Genomic DNA, 19509 nt, shown 5'->3' with positions numbered 1-19509 from the left:
CCCCTCCCCGCCCCCTCGCAGACCCCCCGACCGTCCAGTGATAGGCTTGAACCCCGTGGTGAACGCTCAGAATGCCGCCGCAACGGCTGGCGATACGCAGACAGAGACCTCCGGCTCCACCGGCAAGGTCACCCGGCAGATCTTCGTGACGGGCGGTGTGGTCTCGTCCCTGGGCAAGGGGCTGACGGCCTCCTCGCTCGGGATGATCCTCAAGGCTCGCGGCCTCAAGGTCACGATGCAGAAGCTCGATCCCTACCTCAACGTGGATCCGGGCACCATGAACCCGTTCCAGCACGGAGAGGTCTTCGTGACCGACGACGGCGCCGAGACCGACCTGGACATCGGGCACTACGAGCGCTTCCTCGACGAGGACCTCGACGCCTCCTCCAACGTGACCACCGGCCAGGTGTACTCCTCCGTGATCGCCAAGGAGCGCCGCGGCGAGTACCTGGGCCAGACCGTGCAGGTCATCCCGCACATCACGGACGAGCTCAAGGCGCGCATGCGCTGGCACGCCGATCACGTGCCGGAGGGCGAGGAGGCCCCGGACGTGATCATCACCGAGATCGGCGGCACCGTGGGCGACATCGAGTCGCAGCCGTTCATCGAGGCCGCCCGCCAGGTCCGCCGCGACATCGGCCGACGCAACGTGTTCTACCTGCACGTGTCGCTGATCCCGTACATCGGCCCGGCCAAGGAGCTGAAGACCAAGCCCACCCAGCACTCGGTGGCTGCGCTGCGCAACCTCGGCATCCAGCCCGACGGCCTGGTGCTGCGCTGCGATCGCGACCTGCCGGACTCCATGCGGGCCAAGATCGCCGACGCCTGCGACGTCGACATCGACTCCGTGATCTCCTGCGCCGATGCCCCGAGCATCTACGACATCCCCAAGACCCTGCACGGCCAGGACCTGGACGGCTCCATCCTCGACTACTTCGGGATGGAGCGCACCGAGGCCGACTTCTCGCACTGGAACAAGCTGCTCAGCGCCGTCCACGAGCCCAAGCACTACCTGACGATCGGGCTGGTCGGGAAGTACATCGACCTGCCGGACGCCTACCTGTCGGTCTCCGAGGCGCTGCGCGCCGGCGGCTTCGCCAACGATGCCCGCGTGAAGATCAAGTGGGTGGCCTCGGACCTGTGCCAGACCCCCGAGGGCGCAGCGCGGGAGCTCGGCGACGTCGACGCCATCTGCGTGCCCGGCGGCTTCGGAATCCGCGGCCTGGAGGGCAAGCTCGGCGCGCTGACCTACGCGCGCACCACGGGCCTGCCCACCCTGGGCCTGTGCCTGGGCCTGCAGTCGATGGTCATCGAGTACGCCCGCTCCGTTGTGGGCCTGCACGACGCCTCCTCGACCGAGTTCGACCCGGACACGGCCACTCCCGTGATCGCCACGATGGCCGAGCAGGAGCAGTTCGTGGAGGGCGCCGGCGATCTGGGCGGCACCATGCGACTGGGCCTGTACCCGGCCAGGCTCACGGAGGGCTCGGTCGTGGCCGAGGCCTACGGCGCCACCGAGGTCCAGGAACGCCACCGCCACCGCTACGAGGTCGGCAACGACTACCGCGATCAGCTCACCGAGGCCGGTCTGGTCATCTCGGGCACCTCGCCCGACGGCACCCTGGTCGAGTTCGTGGAGCTGCCGCGGGAGACGCACCCGTACTACGTCTCCACGCAGGCCCACCCGGAGCTGCTCTCGCGTCCCACCAAGGCCCACCCGCTGTTCGCCGGGCTGGTCAAGGCCGGCCTGGAGCGCCAGGCCTCCCGCACGGACGAGTCCCCGGAGCGCTGAGCCCCATGGAGTTCGTGGAACTGGGTGCCGGGGAGCTGACGGATCGCGTGGATCCGCGGCGCGTCCTGGCTTCCGAGACGGTCTACGAGGGCCGGATCTGGGACGTCGTCTCGGAGCAGGTGGAGCTCTCCGAGGGCGGCCCCCGGATGACCCGCGACTTCATCACCCACCCCGGTGCTGTGGCGATCCTGGCCTTGGACGATCAGGATCGCGTCCTGCTCATCCGCCAGTACCGCCACCCCGTGGGGATGACGCAGTGGGAGATCCCCGCAGGCATCCTCGACGTAGAGGGCGAGCATCCGGCCCAGGCCGCCGCTCGCGAGCTGGGGGAGGAGGCGGACCTGTCCGCCGGGCGCCTGGACACGCTGGTCGAGTTCCACAACAGCCCCGGCTCCTCGGCCGAGTCCCTGCGGATCTACCTGGCACGGGAGCTCACGACCCTGGATCAGGAGTTCGAGCGCGAGGACGAGGAGTCCGAGATCGTGGCCACCTGGGTCCCGCTCGACGACGCCGTGGCGGCCGTGCTCGACGGCAGCCTGCACAACCCCAATCTGGTCACCGGAGTGCTGGCCGCCCACGCCTCGCGCGCCGCAGGCTGGTCCTCGCTGCGCTCGGCCGATGCCGCGTGGCCTGCCCATCCCGGGCTGCGCGGCACCGACGGGCTGACTCCCGCCACCATCACGCCGCCGGACGCTCGCTGAGGCGTCGTCCTCGGCATCCAGGTGTCTCCGGTGTCCCTCGCGTCTCGACCGCCCGCTTCCCCCTCAGGGGTGCAGCGGGCGGTTGAGCGCTATCTGCAGCACCTGGCGGTCGAGCGAGGCCTGGCGGCCAACACCCTGGCGGCGTACCGGCGGGATCTGGCGCGCTACGTCCGCTTCGTGACGGCGATCGGCGACGGCGCGCAGGCACCACCGGTCGATGATCCGCGGGAGATCACGGTCGCCCATGTCACCGGCTTCGTGCGCTGGCTGCAGCGCCCGGCACCGCCGAAGGAGGCGGCCGACGGCGGTGCTGACGGCGCGGGGCTGAGCGCTCGCAGCGCCGCCCGGGTCGTGGTGGCGGTGCGCGGTGCGCATCGCTTCTGGCTGCTCGAGGAGATCACCGAGCACGATCCCGCCGCCCAGGTCCCGCCCCCGACCCCGGGTATGCGACTGCCCAAGGCGATCTCCGCGCAGCGGAACACGAGGCTGCTCGAGGCGCCGGATCCGTCCACGCCTGCCGGGCTGCGCGATCGGGCGCTGCTCGAGGTCCTCTACTCCACGGGGGCGCGCGCCTCCGAGGTCATCGGCCTGGACGTCGACGACCTGTCGGCGGCGCTGAGGTCGGGTGAGGAGTCGTCGGGGCTGCCGTTCCTGCGGCTGTTCGGCAAGGGATCGAAGCAGCGGATGGTGCCGCTGGGCCGACCGGCCGTCGCGGCGCTGGACGCGTGGATGGTGCGCGGGCGGCCGGAGCTGGCGGCTAAGGGCAAGGCCGATGCCGCGGTCTTCCTCAATCAGCGCGGCGGGCGGATCACCCGGCAGACGGTGTGGAACACGGTGATCCAGGCCGCCGAGGCCGCAGGGCTGAGTGCTGAGGGCGTGGAGGTCAGCCCGCACACGCTGCGCCATTCCTTCGCCACGCACCTGCTCGAGGGCGGGGCGGACCTGCGCGTGGTCCAGGAGCTGCTGGGGCACGCCTCGGTGACCACCACGCAGATCTACACACTGGTCACCGCCGACTCCCTGCGCGAGGTCTGGGCCATGGCCCACCCGCGCGCCCGCTGAGGCTGCGCATCCCGCTGGTGGCGCTCACTAGCAGCAGGGCGAGGGCGGCCCCGATGCCGGTCTCGATCACGCGATCTCCGATCAGCTCATGAGCCGGGGTGGCGGCCACGAAGCTCGTCATCATCAGCGCCACCGGTGTGAGAAACACCAGGGCCAGGCTGTAGTGGCGGACCGCGTACAGCTCATTGGCGAACTGCAGCGCCGCCAGCAGCAGGGCCAGGCCCAGCGGGCTCCAGTCGATCAGCAGGAGGAGACCGGTCAGGGCCACGCCGGCGAAGGTCCCGATGATGCTGTGCACGACCCGGTTCGCGGCTCCGGCGAGATCCGCCGCGGCGATCGGGGCCGTCGCCGCCAGGATCGCCCAGTGTTGATGGCCCTGGCCGCTGGCGATGGCCACCGAGCCTGCCGCACCGACGGCGACGGCGTAGCGTGAGGCCCGCGCCAGCGCCTCCGGCCAGTCCACCCGCTCGGGCTGCGGCCTGGGAGCACGGGTGGTGGAGCCGGGGGAGGAGCGCCTCGAGAGGAAGCCCAGCGCCACGACGGTGGCCGCGCTCCCCCCAGCCGCCAGCGCCGACTCCCACAGCTGGCCCTGCTCGGGCACCCCGGCGGTGGTGGTGAAGGCGTACAGGAAGAAGAATGGGCCCGCTGGGCGCAGCTGCAGCCGGTCCGAGACGACGGACAGCACGGCGGCCACGACGACGGCTGCGAACGTCACAGCCCAGGGGCCGAGCCCGGCGCTGGCCGAGGCCGCCCCGGCGATGACGCTGCCGCTCATGAGCGCCCCTGCGATCGCCAGGTGCTGGAAGCGCAGGCGCGGTGCATCCGCGCGTCCGAACACACCCGTGAGCGATCCGAAGATCACGTGCACGCACAGATCCAGTCGCCCGAGCAGGACGACGGCCAGAAGGGGCAGCGCGATGCCGATCCCCACCCGCGCGGCAGGCCCGCGGTGACCGCGCCCGGAGGGAACATGGAGGAAGTCCTGGAGGTGGCTCTTCACGATCATGCGAAGGAGCGGACCATAAAGATCTTGGCGCAGCGGGTGCCGTCGCCGGGTGCCACGAAGTCCGCTAATCGGCCGTACTCCCGGAAGCCCTCCGAGGCGTAGAGATGCTGGGCTCGCTCATTGCCTTCGCGCAGGTCGAGGGTGAGGTGCTCGATGCCTGCGGTCTGCGCCTGCTCCAGCAGCAGGCGCAGACCGCAGGCGTCGTGGGCAGGGCCGTCGACGATGCCGCGCAGCAGGTCCTCGAGCTCTTCCCGCGCGGGCGGGTCGGTCCAGCCGAGGGCTGCGCCGTCGCTGACGAGGCCGCCGATCATGCGGGTGAGGGACTCCAGCACCGGGTCTGTCAGGTCGTCGGCGGTGGCGCGGTGCAGTTCGAGCATGACGAAGAGTCTACGAAGATCCGGACGACGTCCCCTCGCCGTGTTCTGTGGGAGCCGGAGGCGAGGCGCTGTCGTCGGGTCCCGACGAGCAAGTCCCCGAACGGACCGGGCCCCGCCGATCGTTGGGGATCGGCGGGGCCCGGTCAGGACGGATCGAGGATCAGTCCAGGTGGCGCTCGTCGGGGCCGTTGTAGGCCGACAGCGGCCGGATCAGCGAGTTCGTGGCACGCTGCTCCATGATGTGCGCGGTCCACCCGGTGAGGCGGGCGCACACGAACAGCGGGGTGAACGTGGGAATGTCGAAGCCCATGAGCCAGTACGTGGGCCCGGCCGGGTAGTCCAGGTTGGGCTTGATCTGCTTGGCCTCGTCCATGGACCGGGCCAGGCCGTTGTAGAGGCCCAGGATCTCGCGGCGGTCGTAGTGATCGAGCATGCGGAACAGGGCGTCCTGCATGGTCGGCACGCGCGAGTCGCCGTTCTTGTACACGCGGTGGCCGAAGCCCATGACCTTCTTCTTCTCGGCCAGGGCCTGGTCCATCCACTCCTTGGCCCGCTTCTCGGCGTCTTCCTCCGACTCGTCCTTGCGGATGCCGAGCTCCTGGAAGGTATGCATGACGGCCTCGTTGGCGCCGCCGTGCAGCGGGCCCTTGAGCGCGCCGACCGCACCGACCACGGCGCTGTGCAGGTCCGCCAGCGTGGAGGTGATCACGCGCGCCGTGAAGGTCGAGGCGTTGAAGGAGTGCTCGGCGTACAGGATCATCGACACGTTGAAGGCGTCGACGACCTCCGGATCGGCCTCCTCGCCGAAGGCCATCCACAGCAGGTTCTCGCTGTAGCTGAGGTCATCGCGGGCGGAGATCGGGCCCTTGCCGTGGCGGCGGCGCTGGTCGTAGCAGACCACCGCGGGCATGGCCGCGAACAGCGCCTTGGACTTCTCCAGCTCCGCCTCGGGGGAGGCGTCCTCGGCCTTGGGGTGCTGGGCGCCCAGGACGGAGACCGCGGTGCGGCACACGTCCATGGGGTGGCAGTCCGTGGGCAGGGCGTCGATCACGGCCTTGAGCTCGGCGCTCAGGTTGCGGTGCGCCCGCTCGAACTCCTCGAACTCCGTCAGCTCCTGCGCGGTGGGCAGCTCGCCGTTCCACAGCAGCAGCGCGACCTCCTCGATCGTGCGCGAGGCCGCCAGCTCCTGGACGGGATAGCCGCGGTAGAGCAGGGAGTTGGACTCGGGGTTGACCTTGGAGACGGCCGTGACATCGGCGACGACGCCGGCCAGGCCCTTGTGGACCTCGGGCTCCTGGGTGGACTGATCTGCAGTGCTCATCACTTGCCTCCTGGGACGTCGAATGCGAAGACCTGGCTGTCGAACTGGTTGTAGCCGTCGTAGTCGACGGTCTCGTACAGACGCGCTCGCGTCTGCATCTGGGGCACAGCGGCCTGCTGGGTGCCGTCCTGCCGGATGGTGTCGAGCAGGCGCTCGACCGCACCCATGGCTGCGCGCTGTGCGGAGACGGGGTAGATGACCATGGAGACCCCGGCGTCCTGCAGCTGCTGGACCGTGAACAGCTCGGACTTGCCGAACTCCGTCATGTTCGCCAGCACCGGCACGTCGAGTGCCGAGGCGACGGCCTCGAACTCGGAGAGGTCCTTCATGGCCTCCGGGAAGATCGCGTCCGCGCCGGCCTCGACCAGCGCCTGGGCACGCTCGATCGTGGCCTCGAGGGTGTCCACTGCGCGGATGTCGGTGCGGGCCATGAGCACGAAATCCGGATCGCGCCGTGCCTTGGCGGCGGCCTGCAGTCGCTGCACGGCGGTGTCCTGGTCCACGACGGCCTTGCCGTCCAGGTGCCCGCAGCGCTTGGGGTTGACCTGGTCCTCCAGGTGGCACCCGGACAGCCCGGCGTTCTCGAGCTCCTGGATGGTGCGGGCTACGTTCATGGCCTCGCCGAACCCGGTGTCGGCGTCGATCAGGGTGGGCAGGTCCGTGGTGCGGGCGATCTGCCCGCCGCGGGTCGCCACCTCGGTGAGCGTGGTCAGCCCGATGTCCGGAAGGCCGAGTTCGTTGGCCAGGACGCCGCCGGAGATGTAGACGCCGTCGAAGCCCTTCTCCTGGATCATCGACGTGGCCAGCGGCGTGAACGTGCCGGGGAACTGGACGCAGCGGTCCTCGGCGAGCAGCTCGCGGAAGCGCTTGCGCTTCTGCTGGGCGGTGACGTGGGAGTACAGCATCAGAAGATCCCCTCGGGTCCGGTGGCCAGGTCGACGGAGGCCAGGATGTTCAGCGCGCCGAGATCGCCCGCCTCCAGGCTGGGCAGCTCCTCGGCCGCCTGGATGAAGCGCTCGAGCTCGGATTCCGCCACGACGCCCTCGGCCAGCGAGCGAAGCTTGGTCAGGTACTGCTCGCGGGCGAACGGACGGGCGCCGAGCGGGTGGGCGTCCGCCACGGCGATCTCCTCGACGATCCGGGTGCCGTCTGTGAGGGTGATCTCCGCACGGCCGCCGAAGGCCTTCTCGGAGATGTCCAGGGAGTGGTAGCGGCGGGTCCACTCCGGATCTTCCTGCGTGGTGACCTTGTTCCACAGGGCGACCGTCTCCGGACGGCCCGCGCGCTCGGGGGCGTAGGAGGCCGAGTGGTTCCATTCGCCGTCCTGCAGCGCCACGGTGAAGATGTACGGGATCGAGTGATCCAGGGTCTCGCGAGAGGCCTTGGGGTCGTACTTCTGCGGATCGTTGGCGCCGGAGCCGATGACGTAGTGGGTGTGGTGCGAGGTGTGCAGCACGATCGAGTCGACGTTGTCCGCGTTCGCGATCTCCGGGTGCTCGGAGTGCAGGCGCCGCGCCAGGTCGATCCAGGCCTGGGCCTGGTACTCGGCGGAGTGCTCCTTGGTGTAGGTGTCCAGGATGGCGCGCTTGGCCTCGCTCGGACCCGGCAGCGGGACCTCGTAGGAGGCGTCCTTGCCGTCCAGCAGCCAGGCGATCACGCCGTCCTCGCCCTCCCAGATGGGAGTGGGGGAGGTCTGCCCGCGCATGGCGCGATCGACGGCCTCCACGGCCATCTTGCCGGCGAAGGCCGGGGCGTGGGCCTTCCAGGTGGAGATCTCGCCCTTGCGGGACTGGCGGGTGGCCGTGGTGGTGTGCAGGGCCTGGCCGATCGCGTGGAAGATCACGGACGGGTCCAGGTGCAGCAGCGTGCCGATGCCGGCTGCCGCGGAGGGGCCCAGGTGGGCCACGTGGTCGATCTTGTGGGCGTGCAGGCAGATGGCCTTGGTCAGATCGACCTGGATCTCGTAACCGGTGGCGATGCCGCGGACCAGGTCCGCGCCGCTGGCGCCGGTGTGCTGAGCCACCGCGAGGATCGGCGGGATGTTGTCGCCGGGGTGGGAGTACTCCGCGGCCAGGAAGGTGTCGTGGAAGTCGAGCTCGCGCACGGCCACGCCGTTGGCCCAGGCAGCCCACTCGGGGGAGACCGCGGTGGCCGAGTCCACGCCGAAGACCTGCGCGCCGCGGGCGTCCGAGGCCGGGCGGTGGCGCAGGGCCTGGTCGCGGGCCGAAACGATGGGGGCGCGGTTGATCGAGGCCATGGCGACCGAGGCGTTGTCCAGCACGCGGTTGATCACCATGTCGGTGACCTCGGGGGAGACCTCCACCGGGTCGGCGGCGACCTCGGCGATCTTCCAGGCCAGCTGCTCCTCGCGGGGCAGCTGCGCCGATGACGGGTGGACCTTCACGGTGTGGTTGACGGTCATGACGTCCTCTCTGATGCGGTGGTTTCGGTCTTCTCGAGGGCTGCGCTCAGGGCCTGGTGCAGGTGCAGGCGCACGGCGGCCTCGGCCAGCTGCTCGGAGCCGGAGGCGATGGCCCGGGCGATCGCGGCGTGCTCCTGGGCGGCGCTGACCAGCCGGGACGGGTCGTGGGACGAGAGCCGGCGCACCCGGATGAGCTGGGTGCGCACGGTCTCCAGGGCGGTGACGAGCCAGGGGTTGGCCGCGGCGTCGTCGATCATCCGGTCCATGCGGGCGACGAGCTCGTAGTACTCGTCTGGGATGGGGTCTCGGTCCAGCTGGTTCGAGATGCCCTGCAGCTCCTCGGCCAGGTGCACGAAGTCGCCCGGCGTGCAGCGCACCGCCGCCAGTCGAGCGGCCTTGACCTCGAGGGCCTCGCGGAGCTCGAACAGCGGCTCGATGTCCGAGGAGCTGATCCGGCTGACCGCCGTGCCGCGGCCTCCGATCTGCTCGGCCAGGCCGTCGGCGGCCAGCAGCCCCAGGGCCTCGCGCACCGGGGTGCGAGAGGTCCCGAAGCGCTCGGAGAGCTCGACCTCCCCCAGGGGGGCCCCGGGGGCGAGATCTCCGTTGAGGATCTCCGTACGCAGCTGGAGGTGCACGCGCTGACCTGCTCGCATGGTGCTCCTCTCCGCCCGGGGACTCGGTGCGCGCCCGACGTGCTCGCGGCGCCTGCTGTGTATACACACCCTGCCACGGACCGCGGTTCCTGTCACGCCGCCGGGCAGGCGATGGGCATCAATGTATACACAGGGGTGGTGCCGAGTGAGCTGAGTCACTACTGTGGCGGATATGGAACCGGGCGGGGCCCGGCGGCGGCGCACCGCGTGCATCGCCTGCGCGGCGCCCCGGACCGGCCCACGAGCCACGCACAGCACGGACAAGGAGCATCCATGAGCCAGCACAGCGCGGACCAGCCCCGCCCCACCACAACCGCCGAGCGCACGCTGCCCGGCGACGGCACCTACTCCGGGACGTGGCGGCGCAGCGTCGAGGATCGGGAGGGCTTCTGGCTGGAGGCAGCTCAGGGCATCGACTGGATGACGCCGCCCAGCCGGGCGCTGGATGGTTCCGGCGACCCGATCTTCCGCTGGTTCCCGGAGGCCACGCTCAACACGTGCGCCAATGCGGTGGACCGCCACGTCGCGGCCGGTCGCGGGGATCAGGCGGCCATCATCTACGACTCCGCCGTGCTCGAGCGGCAGGAGACGATCACCTATGCCCAGCTGCAGGACCGGGTGGCGCGGGCCGCCGGGGCCCTGCGGGAGCTGGGCGTGCAGAAGGGCGATCGGGTGCTCATCTACCTCCCGATGATCCCGGAGGCGCTGATCTCCATGCTGGCCTGCGCCCGGCTGGGCGCGGTGCACTCGGTGGTCTTCGGCGGCTTCGCCCGCGCGAGCTCGCCGTGCGGATCGACGACTGCGCCCCGCGCGCCGTCATCACGGCCTCCGGCGGAGTGGAGCCCAAGCGGCGCATCGAGTACCTGCCCTCCGTGGAGGAGGCGGTGCAGATGGCCGAGCATAAGCCGTCTGCGGTGCTGGTGGTCGGGCGCGAGGGCTTCGAGCACGACGTCGCGGGCATGCGCGAGCGCGCGGCCGTCGACGGCCTGGAGTGGGTGGACTGGCAGGAGGCGGTCGAGGCCGCCGAGCCTGCCGAGCCGGTCGAGGTCGCTGCCACCGATCCGCTCTACATCCTCTACACCTCCGGCACGACCGGCAGCCCCAAGGGCGTCGTGCGGGACAACGGCGGCCACGCCGTGGCGCTGAGCTGGTCCATGGCCAACATCTACGACATCGGCCCCGGCGAGGTCATGTGCACCGCCTCGGACGTGGGCTGGGTCGTGGGCCACTCCTACATCGTCTACGCGCCGCTGCTGGCCGGGGCCACGACCGTGCTCTACGAGGGCAAGCCGGTGGGCACCCCGGATGCCGGTGCGTTCTGGCGGCTGGTGGCCGAGCACCGCGTGAAGGCCTTCTTCACCGCCCCCACCGCGCTGCGGGCCATCCGCAGGCAGGACCCCGAGGGCGAGCTGGTGGCCGAGCACGACCTGTCGAGCCTGGACACGCTGTTCGTGGCCGGCGAGCGCCTGGACCCGGAGACCTGGAGCTGGGCGGGCAGGGCGCTGGATATCCCCGTGGTCGATCACTGGTGGCAGACCGAGACGGGCTGGGCCATCAGCGGCAACCCGGTGGGCCTGGAGCAGCTGCCGCTGAAGTCCGGCTCCTCCACGGTGCCGATCCCGGGCTACGAGATCGAGATCCTGGATCCGCTGGGCGAGCCGGTGCCGCAGGGGGAGGAGGGCAACATCGCCGTGCGCCTGCCGCTGCCGCCGGGCACGCTGGCCACCCTGTGGGGCAGCGACGACCGCTTCCGCAGCGCCTACCTGGAGGCCTTCCCCGGGTACTACGTCACGGGCGACTCCGGGCGGATCGACGAGGACGGCTACGTCTTCGTGATGGGCCGCACCGACGATGTCATCAACGTCTCCGGCCACCGGCTCTCCACCGGTGCGCTCGAGCAGGCCCTGGCCCAGCACCCCGCGGTGGCCGAGTGCGCCGTGATCGGCGTGGCCGATGAGCTCAAGGGCCAGCGCCCGTGCGGATACGTGGTGGTCAAGCAGGGCATCGAGACCTCGCAGGAGCAGCTCAGCGAGGAGCTCGTGCAGCTCGTGCGCCGGGAGATCGGCGCGGTCGCCGACCTTAAGCAGATCGCGGTGGTCGAGGCCCTGCCCAAGACCCGCTCCGGGAAGATCCTGCGCAAGACCATGCGCCAGATGGCCGATGGTCAGGAGGCGCCGGTGCCGTCGACCATCGAGGATCCGGCCGTGCTGGAGGCGCTGGAGCCCGTGCTGCGGGGCCGGTGAGTGCGCGGCGGGGCGATCCTGCCGAGCGGATCGCCCCGCCGCTGTCAGTCGCTCGGAGCCGTGCGCTGAGCGCGCAGCTCGCGCTTGAGCAGCTTGCCGGACTGGTTGCGCGGCAGCTCGGCCACGAACTCCACGCGCTTGGGCACCTTGTAGTCGGCCAGGCGCTCGCGGGCGTGCCGGCGGGCCGTCTCCGCGGTGAGCTGCTGGTCGGGATGCACCACGATCACCGCCGTGATGGCCTCGCCCCAGCGCTCGTCGGGAAGTCCGAGCACCGCCACCTCGGCGACCTCGGGCAGTCGGTAGAGGCAGTCCTCGATCTCGCGCGGGGCCACCAGCACGCCGCCGGTGTTGATGACGTCCTTGATCCGGTCGACCACCTCGATGAAGCCCATCGAATCGCGGGTGACCTGATCTCCCGAGCGGAACCACCCGTCCGCGAAGCTCTCCTCCGTCTGCTCCGGGCGTCCCCAGTAGCCGGACATCAGCTGCGGGGAGCGGTACTGGATCTCGCCGGGCTCACCCGCACCGGCCGGGGTGCCGTCGGCGGTCATCACGCGCGCCTCCACGTGGAAGACCGGGCGGCCGCACGACGTCGGGCGCAGGTCGTGCTCCTCGGGGCGAAGCACGGTGCACAGGGGACCCAGCTCGGATTGCCCGAAGCAGTTGTAGAAGCCCTGCCTGGGGAACCGGTCGCGCAGTCTCTGCAGCACCGTGGACGGCATGATCGAAACGCCGTACTGCGCCTGGGTCAGCGAGGACAGGTCGCGGGTCTCCAGCTGAGGGTGCGAGCTCAGGGGGACCCACACGGTGGGGCCAGAAAAAGTGAGGAGAGGTGCTCGAGCTCCACCAGCTCGAGCATGGCGGAGATGTCCGGCTTGACGATCAGGCGGATCGAGGCGCCCAGGCACAGGTAGAACACGAGGAGCACGTGCAGAGTCGCCGAGTGGTACAGCGGCATGGCCACCAGCGGCCGGTACTCGGCGCCGCGCTCACGGGTCAGATCGGCTGCCGCCTCCTCGGCCAGGCCCAGCAGGGCGGGATCCGCGGCGATCAGGGCGACGTCCGCATTGCGCAGGATGTGGCGCAGCTCCTCGCCCTTGAGAGCGAAGTTCACCGGCACGTGCACCGCGCCCATGGACGCGCAGGCCAGGAAGAGGATCGCGAAGGCGTCGGAGTTCGCGCCGAAGGCGGCAACCCGATCGCCCGGCGAGATCCCGGATCGTGTCTCCGGCCGGGGGCTGCCCGAGGGGAGGGGTGATGCACTCCGGTGCCACGGGTGCCGTCGAACGGGGCCCTCACTCGCCGCAGGACCGATACTCCATCTCGGGTCGGCCCACCGTGCCGCGGCGTGCCCGGCGCTGTGCGCGGTCGACCTCGGTCAGGTGCTCCAGATAGCGCCGAGCCGTCACGCGGGAGATGCCCGTCCGCGCCGCGACCTCGGCCGCCGACTGCCACGGCAGGGCCGCTAGCTCCTGGGCCACGCGCTCCAGCGTCTCAGGGGACAGGCCCTTGGGGCTGCCCGAGGCTGCGAATGGCCGAAGCCCATCGAGTGCTCGATCGATCGCCTCCTGATCGAGCGGCTGCTCTCCCCGCAGACTGGTGCGGTACTGCTGATAGGCGGCCAGGCGATGCAGCAGCTGCTCGCGGGTGAAGGGCTTCACGAGGTAGCCGACGACTCCGAGCGAGGCAGCTGCTCGAACCGTCTCCACATCCCTGTGGGCTGTCACCGCGAGGATGTCCACGTCATCTCCGGCGGCGCGCAGCCGGCGTGCGACGTCGATGCCGGTGGCGTCGGGGAGATTCACATCCAGCAGCAGAAGGTCCGCGGGGCGGCCTTCGCGACGCAGCGAACTCACGGCTCGCAGGGCTTCTGCGGCTGTGGCCGCACTGCCCGCCGCCTCGAATCCCGGTACCTGCTGAACGAACCGCAGGTGCGCGTCCCGGGTCAGCGGCTCGTCTTCCACGACGACCACCCGAAGCTCCCTGCTCATGATCGGACCTCCTTCGAGACCAGGGGGAAGCTGAGCACGAAGGCCGTGCCGCCGTCGTCGATCACCTCGATCGCACCGCGATGGCGGTGGACGATCTCGCTCACGAGTGCAAGTCCCACACCGTGGCCGCCCACGGTGTCCGAATCCTTCGTGGAGGCGCCGCGCTGGAAGATCCGCTCCCTCACCGACGCCTCGATGCCCGGCCCCGAATCCGCGACGCTGAGGATCGCGGCGCCGTCATCATCGTGCGCGATCTCGACTTCCACCAGCGGCCCTTCGGCACCGGATGCGGCGACGGCTGCTTCGATTGCGTTGTCGATGAGATTGCCCACTACGGTCACGGTCTCCGATGCGCTCAGCGGAAGTCCGGGTGCTCCGTCCGCCACATGGACCTCCAGTCGGACTCCGCGCTCCTGGGCCGCGGAGGCCTTGCCCAGCAGCAGGGCCGTGAGCACGGGATCCTCGATCCCTGCCCCGACGTCCCCGGCCAGACTCAAGGTGCGCTGCTGATCCGCGGCGGCGAAGCGCCTTGCCTGCTCGGTCTCGCCGAGCTCCAGCAGTGCGACGATCGTGTGCATCCGGTTCGCGTGCTCGTGGGTCTGCGAGCGCAGCGCCTGGGCCATCGTGGTGGTCGCACGCAGCTGTCCGGACAGCCGGGTGAGTTCGGTGTGATCGCGCAGGATCGCGACCATTCCGGTCGAGGGCTCCGACGCGCGCAGCAGGGAGACGATCAGGGTGCGCTCGCCGTGCATGATCCACTGCTCGCGGACCTCCTGCTGCCCGGTGAGCAGGTCCTGCAGCTGCGGGGGCAGACTCGCTTCCTCCAGGGGGATGCCTCGACGACGTCGCCGATCGGTCCATCGGTAGACAAGGCTGCGCCCGTCCGGCTGCTGGAGGGCTTCCAGGGCAGGCTCGGTCAGGCCCAGCAGCTCACGAGCTCGAGCGTTGGCGAGCATGAGTCTGCCGTCCTCGATCAGCAGAAGGCCCTGGGCCGCCTGCTCGAGCACGGCGTCCTGAACCGAGACGGCCTCGGCCAGCTCCTCCGGAGTCCGTCCCCCGGTGCGCTGGGAGAGGTATCGGGCCAGGGGAAGATGGGCCGCAGCCCCGGCTGCGAGCAGCGCCAGCGCCATCCCGAGCAGCAGCGGGGCCTCGGCCCAGACCTCGTCGGCGGTGTGCTCGACCAGCACTCCCGTGGAGACCAGAGCGACGATCTCTCCGTCCTCGTCGCGCACCGGTGCGGTGGTGCGGGCCGACAGGCCGAGCTGCCCCTGTTCCGTCGAGGTCCTGACCTGCCCGCTGCGCGCTTCCTCGATCGAGCCGCGGAATCGCTGCCCGATCATCTCCGGCCGAGGGTGGGTCCATCGGATGCCCTCTGGCGACATGATGGTGATCCAGTCGAGCTCGGTGCTGCGCACGAGGTCATCTGCCAGGGGCTGCAGCTGGGCGTGGGGGTCGTCAGCACCCGACTGCTCGATCACGAACGGGTCGTCAGCCAGGGCTATGGACATGGTGCGGCTGATCTCGCGGGCTCGCTCGTCGGCATCCTGGGCGGCTCGGTGGATGAGGACGGCGCCGAAGATGGCCGCTAGGACAAGGACCAGCAGCAGCTGCAGGACCAGGATGCGGCGGGCCAGGGACATGGGAGCTCCTCGTGCGGATCGGGGTGTCCGGAAGTCTCCCACCTCGCTGACCGCTTGTGGTCCCGCTCACGACCACAACGACCACAACGAGACGTGCATCACAGATCCCGTCAAGCTGGTTGTGGCGCCGAGCGAGGCGCAGCACCGCCCACCGCCGGCCTCGTCCGGCGTCGCATCGTTCAGGAGCAGCACATGGCAGCAGCCGAGCAGCCGGGCCCGACGTCGTCGACAGCGCCCCGGAAGAAGAAGGACCGCACGCACACCCTCTACATCGCCGTGATCATCGCTGTGGTCGCCGGTGCCGTCCTGGGGCTGGTCGCTCCGGAGGTCGGCGTGGCGCTGAAGCCCGTCGGCACCGGGTTCATCGCGCTGATCAAGATGATGATCGCTCCGGTCATCTTCTGCACGATCGTGCTGGGCGTCGGCTCGATCGCCAAGGCGGCCACGGTCGGCAAGGTCGGGGGCATGGCTCTGGCCTACTTCATCGCCATGTCGACCTTCGCCCTGGCCATCGGCCTGGTGGTGGGCAACATCGTCCAGCCAGGCTCCGGCCTGGACATGAGCAACGCGACGTACGAGGTCCCCGCCGACGCTTCCCATGGCACCGGTGCCGAGGAGGGGACCGTCGGGTTCCTCCTGGCGATCATCCCCACCACGCTGGTGTCATCGTTGACCTCCGGCAACATCCTGCAGACCCTGTTCGTCGCACTGCTCGTGGGCTTCGCGCTGCAGGCGATGGGAGAATCCGGTCGGCCCGTGCTCAAGGCGGTGACCTACATCCAGGCCGTCGTGTTCCGACTGCTGATGATGGTCATGTGGCTGGCGCCGCTCGGCGCGTTCGGCGCGATCGCAGCCGTGGTGGGCGCCACCGGCGTGCAGGCCATCACATCGATGCTGGTGCTGATGCTCGCGTTCTACATCACCTGCGCGCTGTTCATCATCGTGATCCTCGGCCTGATGCTGAAGATCGTGACCGGGGTGAACATCTTCTCGCTCATGAAGTACCTGGCCCGCGAGTACCTGCTGATCTTCTCGACCTCGTCGTCCGAGGCGGCACTGCCGCGGCTGATCGCCAAGATGGAGCACCTGGGTGTCTCCAAGCCGGTCGTGGGCGTCGTTGTGCCCACCGGCTACTCGTTCAATCTCGACGGCACGGCCATCTACCTGACCATGGGTGCCCTGTTCGTGGCCGATGCCATGGGCACTCCGCTGGCACTGGGCGAGCAGATCACCCTGCTGCTGTTCATGATCATCGCCTCCAAGGGCGCGGCCGGCGTCTCCGGTGCGGGCATCGCCACCCTGGCGGCCGGCCTGCAGTCGCACCGTCCTGATCTCGTCGACGGCGTGGGGCTGATCGTGGGCATCGACCGGTTCATGTCCGAGGCTCGTGCGCTGACCAACTTCTCCGGCAATGCCGTGGCCACGCTGGTGCTGGGCACCTGGGTCCGTGAGATCGACCGGGACCGGGTGAGCCAGGTGCTGTCCGGGAAGCTGCCCTTCGACGAGGCGCAGATGGCTGTGGACCCGCACGCCTCGCCGACCGCCCCCGAGCAGGCACTCGAGGGCCACGAGCAGTCGAAGCTCGCCTGAGGTTCCGGCAGGCACTGCATGCGCCGCCTGGTCCTTGCCGCGGAAGCGCTCGGCCAGGCGGCGCGTCCATGCAGGTCCCGCCCCGCGGCGGTAGGGTGACTGGCCAGAGAAGGCGGGCGCGCGTCGGCGCGGCTCGCACGCCGTCCCCAGACCAGGAGTGGTTCCCACAGTGAGCAGCAAGAACGAGGATCGGTTCCCCGAGCTCGGCGAAGCCGAGACCGGCAAGGTCGGCCCTACCGGGCGCCCGCTGCGTCGCTTCCCGGACCCGCCCGAGCTGGACTCCCACGGCCCGGCGCGGATCATCGCGATGGTCAACCAGAAGGGCGGCGTGGGCAAGACGACGTCGACCATCAACCTGGGTGCGGCCCTGGCCGAGACCGGGCGCAAGGTCCTCATGGTGGACTTCGATCCGCAGGGCGCGCTGTCGGCGGGCTTCGGCGCGAACCCGCACGAGCTCGACCAGACCATCTACAACGTGATGATGGAGCGCGGGGTCGACCCCTGGGACGTGATCCTGGAGACCGAGACCGAGGGCATCGACCTCATGCCCGCCAACATCGACCTCTCGGCCGCCGAGGTCCAGCTGGTCTCGGAGGTGGCCCGCGAGCAGGTGCTGGCCTCGGCGCTGCGCAAGGTCGAGGACCACTACGACGTCATCCTCATCGACTGCCAGCCCTCGCTCGGGCTGCTGACCGTCAACGCGCTGACCGCCGCCCACGGCGTGATCATCCCGCTGATCTGCGAGTTCTTCGCCCTGCGCGCGGTGGCCCTGCTGGTGGACTCGATCGAGAAGGTCCAGGACCGGCTGAACCCCAAGCTGCAGATCGACGGCGTCCTGGCCACCATGTTCGACTCCCGCACCCTGCACTCGCGCGAGGTGTTGGACCGGATCGTGGAGGCCTTCGGCGACAAGGTCTTCGACACCGTCATCAAGCGCACCGTGAAGTTCCCGGACGCCACGGTCGCCGCCGAGCCGATCACGTCGTTCGCGACCAACCACACGGGAGCGGATGCCTACCGCCAGCTGGCCCGCGAGCTGATCTCGCGCGGCGGCGCTCCGTGATCCGAGCATGAGCGCACTCGTCCCGGAGATCGAGTCCTCGGGCCTGGCCGGGTCCGAGGGCGGCTTCGCGGTCGAGCTCGAGAACTTCGCCGGGCCGTTCGAGGTCCTGCTGGGGCTGATCGGCAAGCACGAGCTCGACATCACCACGGTCTCGCTGTCGATGGTCACCGACGAGTTCCTGGACTACGTCCGCGCCCTGCGCGAGACGAACTCGCTGGCGGCCCTGGACGCCGCCAGCGATTTCCTGGTCGTGGCCGCCACGCTGCTGGATCTGAAGGCCGCCCGGCTGCTGCCGCGCGGCGAGGTCGCCGACGAGGCCGACCTGGCCGTGCTCGAGGCCCGCGACCTGCTCTTCGCCCGGCTGCTGCAGTACAAGGCGTTCAAGGACATGTCCCAGCTCATGGCCCAGACCATGCGCACCGAATCCGCCCGCCAGGCCCGCTCCGTGCCGCTGGAGCCGCAGTTCGCGAAGCTCATGCCCGAGCTGATCTGGCGCACCACCCCCGAGGAGTTCGCCCAGATCGCGATCCGGGCGCTCACGCCCAAGGAGGCCGCGCCCACCGAGGTCGGCGTCGATCACCTCCACGGCTCCGAGGTCACCGTGCGCGAGGAGGCCGATCAGCTGCGCCTGATGCTCGCCGACGGCCAGGAGCACGCCTTCGCCGAGCTGATCGCCGACGCCGAGACGGTGCTGGTGGTCGTCGTGCGCTTCCTGTCGGTCCTGGAGCTGTTCCGCGACCGCGCGATCGACGTCCGCCAGGACGAGCCGCTGGCCGATGTCTGGATCACCTGGACCGCCCCGGAGGACTGGAGCCCCGAGCGGCTCTCCGACGAGCACGACGTCCCCGCCCCGACCGATTCCGCCGCCGAGGGCTCCGCGGCAGAAGACACGCCCCATGACTGAGCAGCACGAGCCCGCCCCCGACGGCAGCGCGGACGAGGCGGCCGCGTCGTCCCCGGCGCAGGAGATCTCCGCCGGCGTCGTCGACGTCGACACCCTGCCCGGGGGACTGGCCGCCGCGATCGAGGCCGTGCTCATGGTCGCCGAGCGCCCCGTCTCTGAGTTCGACCTGGCCGAGGTCCTGGGCCAGTCGGTCGACGAGATCCGCGCGACCTTGGATTCGCTGCGCGCCGAGTACGACGGCCTCACCGGCGATGACGACGACCCGGCCGTGCCGCGCGGTTTCGAGCTGCGGAAGGTGGGCGGGGGCTGGCGCTTCTACTCGCGCGCGGAGTTCGCCCCGGTGGTGCAGGCCTTCGTGCTCGAGGGACAGACCTCACGGCTGTCGCAGGCTGCGATGGAGACCCTGGCCGTGATCGCCTATCGCCAGCCGGTCAGCCGGGCGCGCGTCTCGGCGATCCGTGGCGTGAACGTCGACGGCGTGGTGCGCACCCTGGTGGCCCGCGGGCTCGTGCAGGAGATGGAGCGCGATCCGCTGACCGGCGCGCTTCTCTACGGCACGACCCCGTACTTCCTGGAGAAGCTCGGCCTGGACTCGATCTCCGAGCTGCCGCAGATCTCGCCGTACCTGCCCGGCGTCGAGGACGTCGGCGACTTCGACGGCTGAGCCGCCGCCCCTCGCGGCTGAGGGGTGTTGCCAAGCGGCGGGCTCCCTGCGCCGCGCGTGATCCCGGGTACTGCGCCGGC

15 protein-coding genes and 2 pseudogenes are annotated in these 19509 nt (G+C 70.3%); 8 read left to right on the top strand and 9 right to left on the bottom strand.

The genetic code is table 11. The features are described from left to right. Positions 1–37: 37 nt before the first annotated feature. The 3 genes from OVA15_RS05735 (at position 38) to OVA15_RS05725 (ending at position 3555) form a co-directional block, all read left to right on the top strand. Entirely contained in the window at positions 38–1792 is a 1755-nt protein-coding gene (locus OVA15_RS05735) for a CTP synthase (protein ID WP_442786726.1), read from the top strand. 5 nt (positions 1793–1797) lie between these two features. After that, a complete protein-coding gene (locus OVA15_RS05730) occupies positions 1798–2493 on the top strand; it encodes an NUDIX domain-containing protein (protein ID WP_206390566.1) in 696 nt (231 codons plus the stop codon). Between the two features lie 69 nt (positions 2494–2562). Then, positions 2563–3555 (top strand): site-specific tyrosine recombinase XerD, encoded by a 993-nt coding sequence (locus OVA15_RS05725; RefSeq protein ID WP_268143697.1) that lies wholly within the window; start codon positions 2563–2565, stop codon positions 3553–3555. On the opposite strand, the gene OVA15_RS05720 is transcribed toward OVA15_RS05725, so the two are convergent. The 6 genes from OVA15_RS05720 to OVA15_RS05695 form a co-directional block, all read right to left on the bottom strand. Beyond that, complete coding sequence (locus OVA15_RS05720) at positions 3500–4561, bottom strand: FUSC family protein (protein ID WP_268143695.1); 1062 nt, start codon at positions 4559–4561, stop codon at positions 3500–3502. The genes OVA15_RS05725 and OVA15_RS05720 overlap by 56 nt on opposite strands. Beyond that, complete coding sequence (locus OVA15_RS05715; protein WP_268143693.1) at positions 4558–4938, bottom strand: GNAT family N-acetyltransferase; 381 nt, start codon at positions 4936–4938, stop codon at positions 4558–4560. Before OVA15_RS05715 ends, OVA15_RS05720 begins: the two co-directional genes overlap by 4 nt. 160 nt (positions 4939–5098) lie before the next feature. After that, the gene (locus OVA15_RS05710) at positions 5099–6259 is read right to left on the bottom strand and encodes a bifunctional 2-methylcitrate synthase/citrate synthase (protein ID WP_268143691.1); all 1161 of its coding nucleotides are present in this window, start codon (positions 6257–6259) and stop codon (positions 5099–5101) included. Further along, positions 6259–7164: a methylisocitrate lyase gene (gene prpB / locus OVA15_RS05705; RefSeq protein WP_053447576.1), complete on the bottom strand. Its 906-nt coding sequence runs from the start codon at positions 7162–7164 to the stop codon at positions 6259–6261. The genes OVA15_RS05710 and prpB overlap by 1 nt, the downstream gene beginning before the upstream one ends. Beyond that, entirely contained in the window at positions 7164–8681 is a 1518-nt protein-coding gene (locus tag OVA15_RS05700) for an MmgE/PrpD family protein (protein ID WP_268143689.1), read from the bottom strand. Before OVA15_RS05700 ends, prpB begins: the two co-directional genes overlap by 1 nt. Further along, complete coding sequence (locus OVA15_RS05695; protein ID WP_268143687.1) at positions 8678–9334, bottom strand: GntR family transcriptional regulator; 657 nt, start codon at positions 9332–9334, stop codon at positions 8678–8680. The genes OVA15_RS05700 and OVA15_RS05695 overlap by 4 nt, the downstream gene beginning before the upstream one ends. Before the next feature lie 273 nt (positions 9335–9607). Here OVA15_RS05695 and OVA15_RS05690 point away from each other — a divergent pair. Beyond that, positions 9608–11577, top strand: a pseudogene (locus OVA15_RS05690) (acetate--CoA ligase). 44 nt (positions 11578–11621) lie between these two features. Here the strand turns inward: OVA15_RS05690 and OVA15_RS13415 are convergent. The 3 genes and pseudogenes from OVA15_RS13415 to OVA15_RS05675 form a co-directional block, all read right to left on the bottom strand. Then, a pseudogene (locus OVA15_RS13415) lies at positions 11622–12892 on the bottom strand (AMP-binding protein). Beyond that, on the bottom strand, positions 12873–13568 hold the full coding sequence (locus OVA15_RS05680; RefSeq protein ID WP_268143685.1) for a response regulator: 696 nt from the start codon (positions 13566–13568) through the stop codon (positions 12873–12875). Before OVA15_RS05680 ends, OVA15_RS13415 begins: the two are co-directional and overlap by 20 nt. Continuing rightward, on the bottom strand, positions 13565–15208 hold the full coding sequence (locus tag OVA15_RS05675) for a sensor histidine kinase (RefSeq protein WP_268143683.1): 1644 nt from the start codon (positions 15206–15208) through the stop codon (positions 13565–13567). Before OVA15_RS05675 ends, OVA15_RS05680 begins: the two co-directional genes overlap by 4 nt. Positions 15209–15400: 192 nt before the next feature. Between OVA15_RS05675 and OVA15_RS05670 the strand changes: the two genes are divergently transcribed. The 4 genes from OVA15_RS05670 (at position 15401) to scpB (ending at position 19429) form a co-directional block, all read left to right on the top strand. Further along, positions 15401–16798, top strand: coding sequence for a cation:dicarboxylate symporter family transporter (locus tag OVA15_RS05670; protein WP_268143681.1), 1398 nt, complete (start codon positions 15401–15403; stop codon positions 16796–16798). A gap of 169 nt (positions 16799–16967) precedes the next feature. Continuing rightward, positions 16968–17861: a ParA family protein gene (locus OVA15_RS05665; protein WP_058870826.1), complete on the top strand. Its 894-nt coding sequence runs from the start codon at positions 16968–16970 to the stop codon at positions 17859–17861. A gap of 7 nt (positions 17862–17868) precedes the next feature. Next, positions 17869–18765: a segregation and condensation protein A gene (locus OVA15_RS05660; protein ID WP_268143678.1), complete on the top strand. Its 897-nt coding sequence runs from the start codon at positions 17869–17871 to the stop codon at positions 18763–18765. Continuing rightward, positions 18758–19429 carry an SMC-Scp complex subunit ScpB gene (gene scpB, locus OVA15_RS05655; protein WP_268143676.1) on the top strand — a complete coding sequence of 224 codons (672 nt, stop codon included), beginning with the start codon at positions 18758–18760 and terminating at the stop codon, positions 19427–19429. Before OVA15_RS05660 ends, scpB begins: the two co-directional genes overlap by 8 nt. The last annotated feature ends 80 nt before the right edge of the window (positions 19430–19509 follow it).

Source organism: Kocuria sp. SL71 (genome assembly GCF_026672465.1).
Taxonomy (GTDB): domain Bacteria; phylum Actinomycetota; class Actinomycetes; order Actinomycetales; family Micrococcaceae; genus Kocuria; species Kocuria palustris.
The sequence above is the reverse complement of the archived record's forward strand: the minus strand, read 5'-3'. Positions and strand labels throughout refer to the sequence as shown.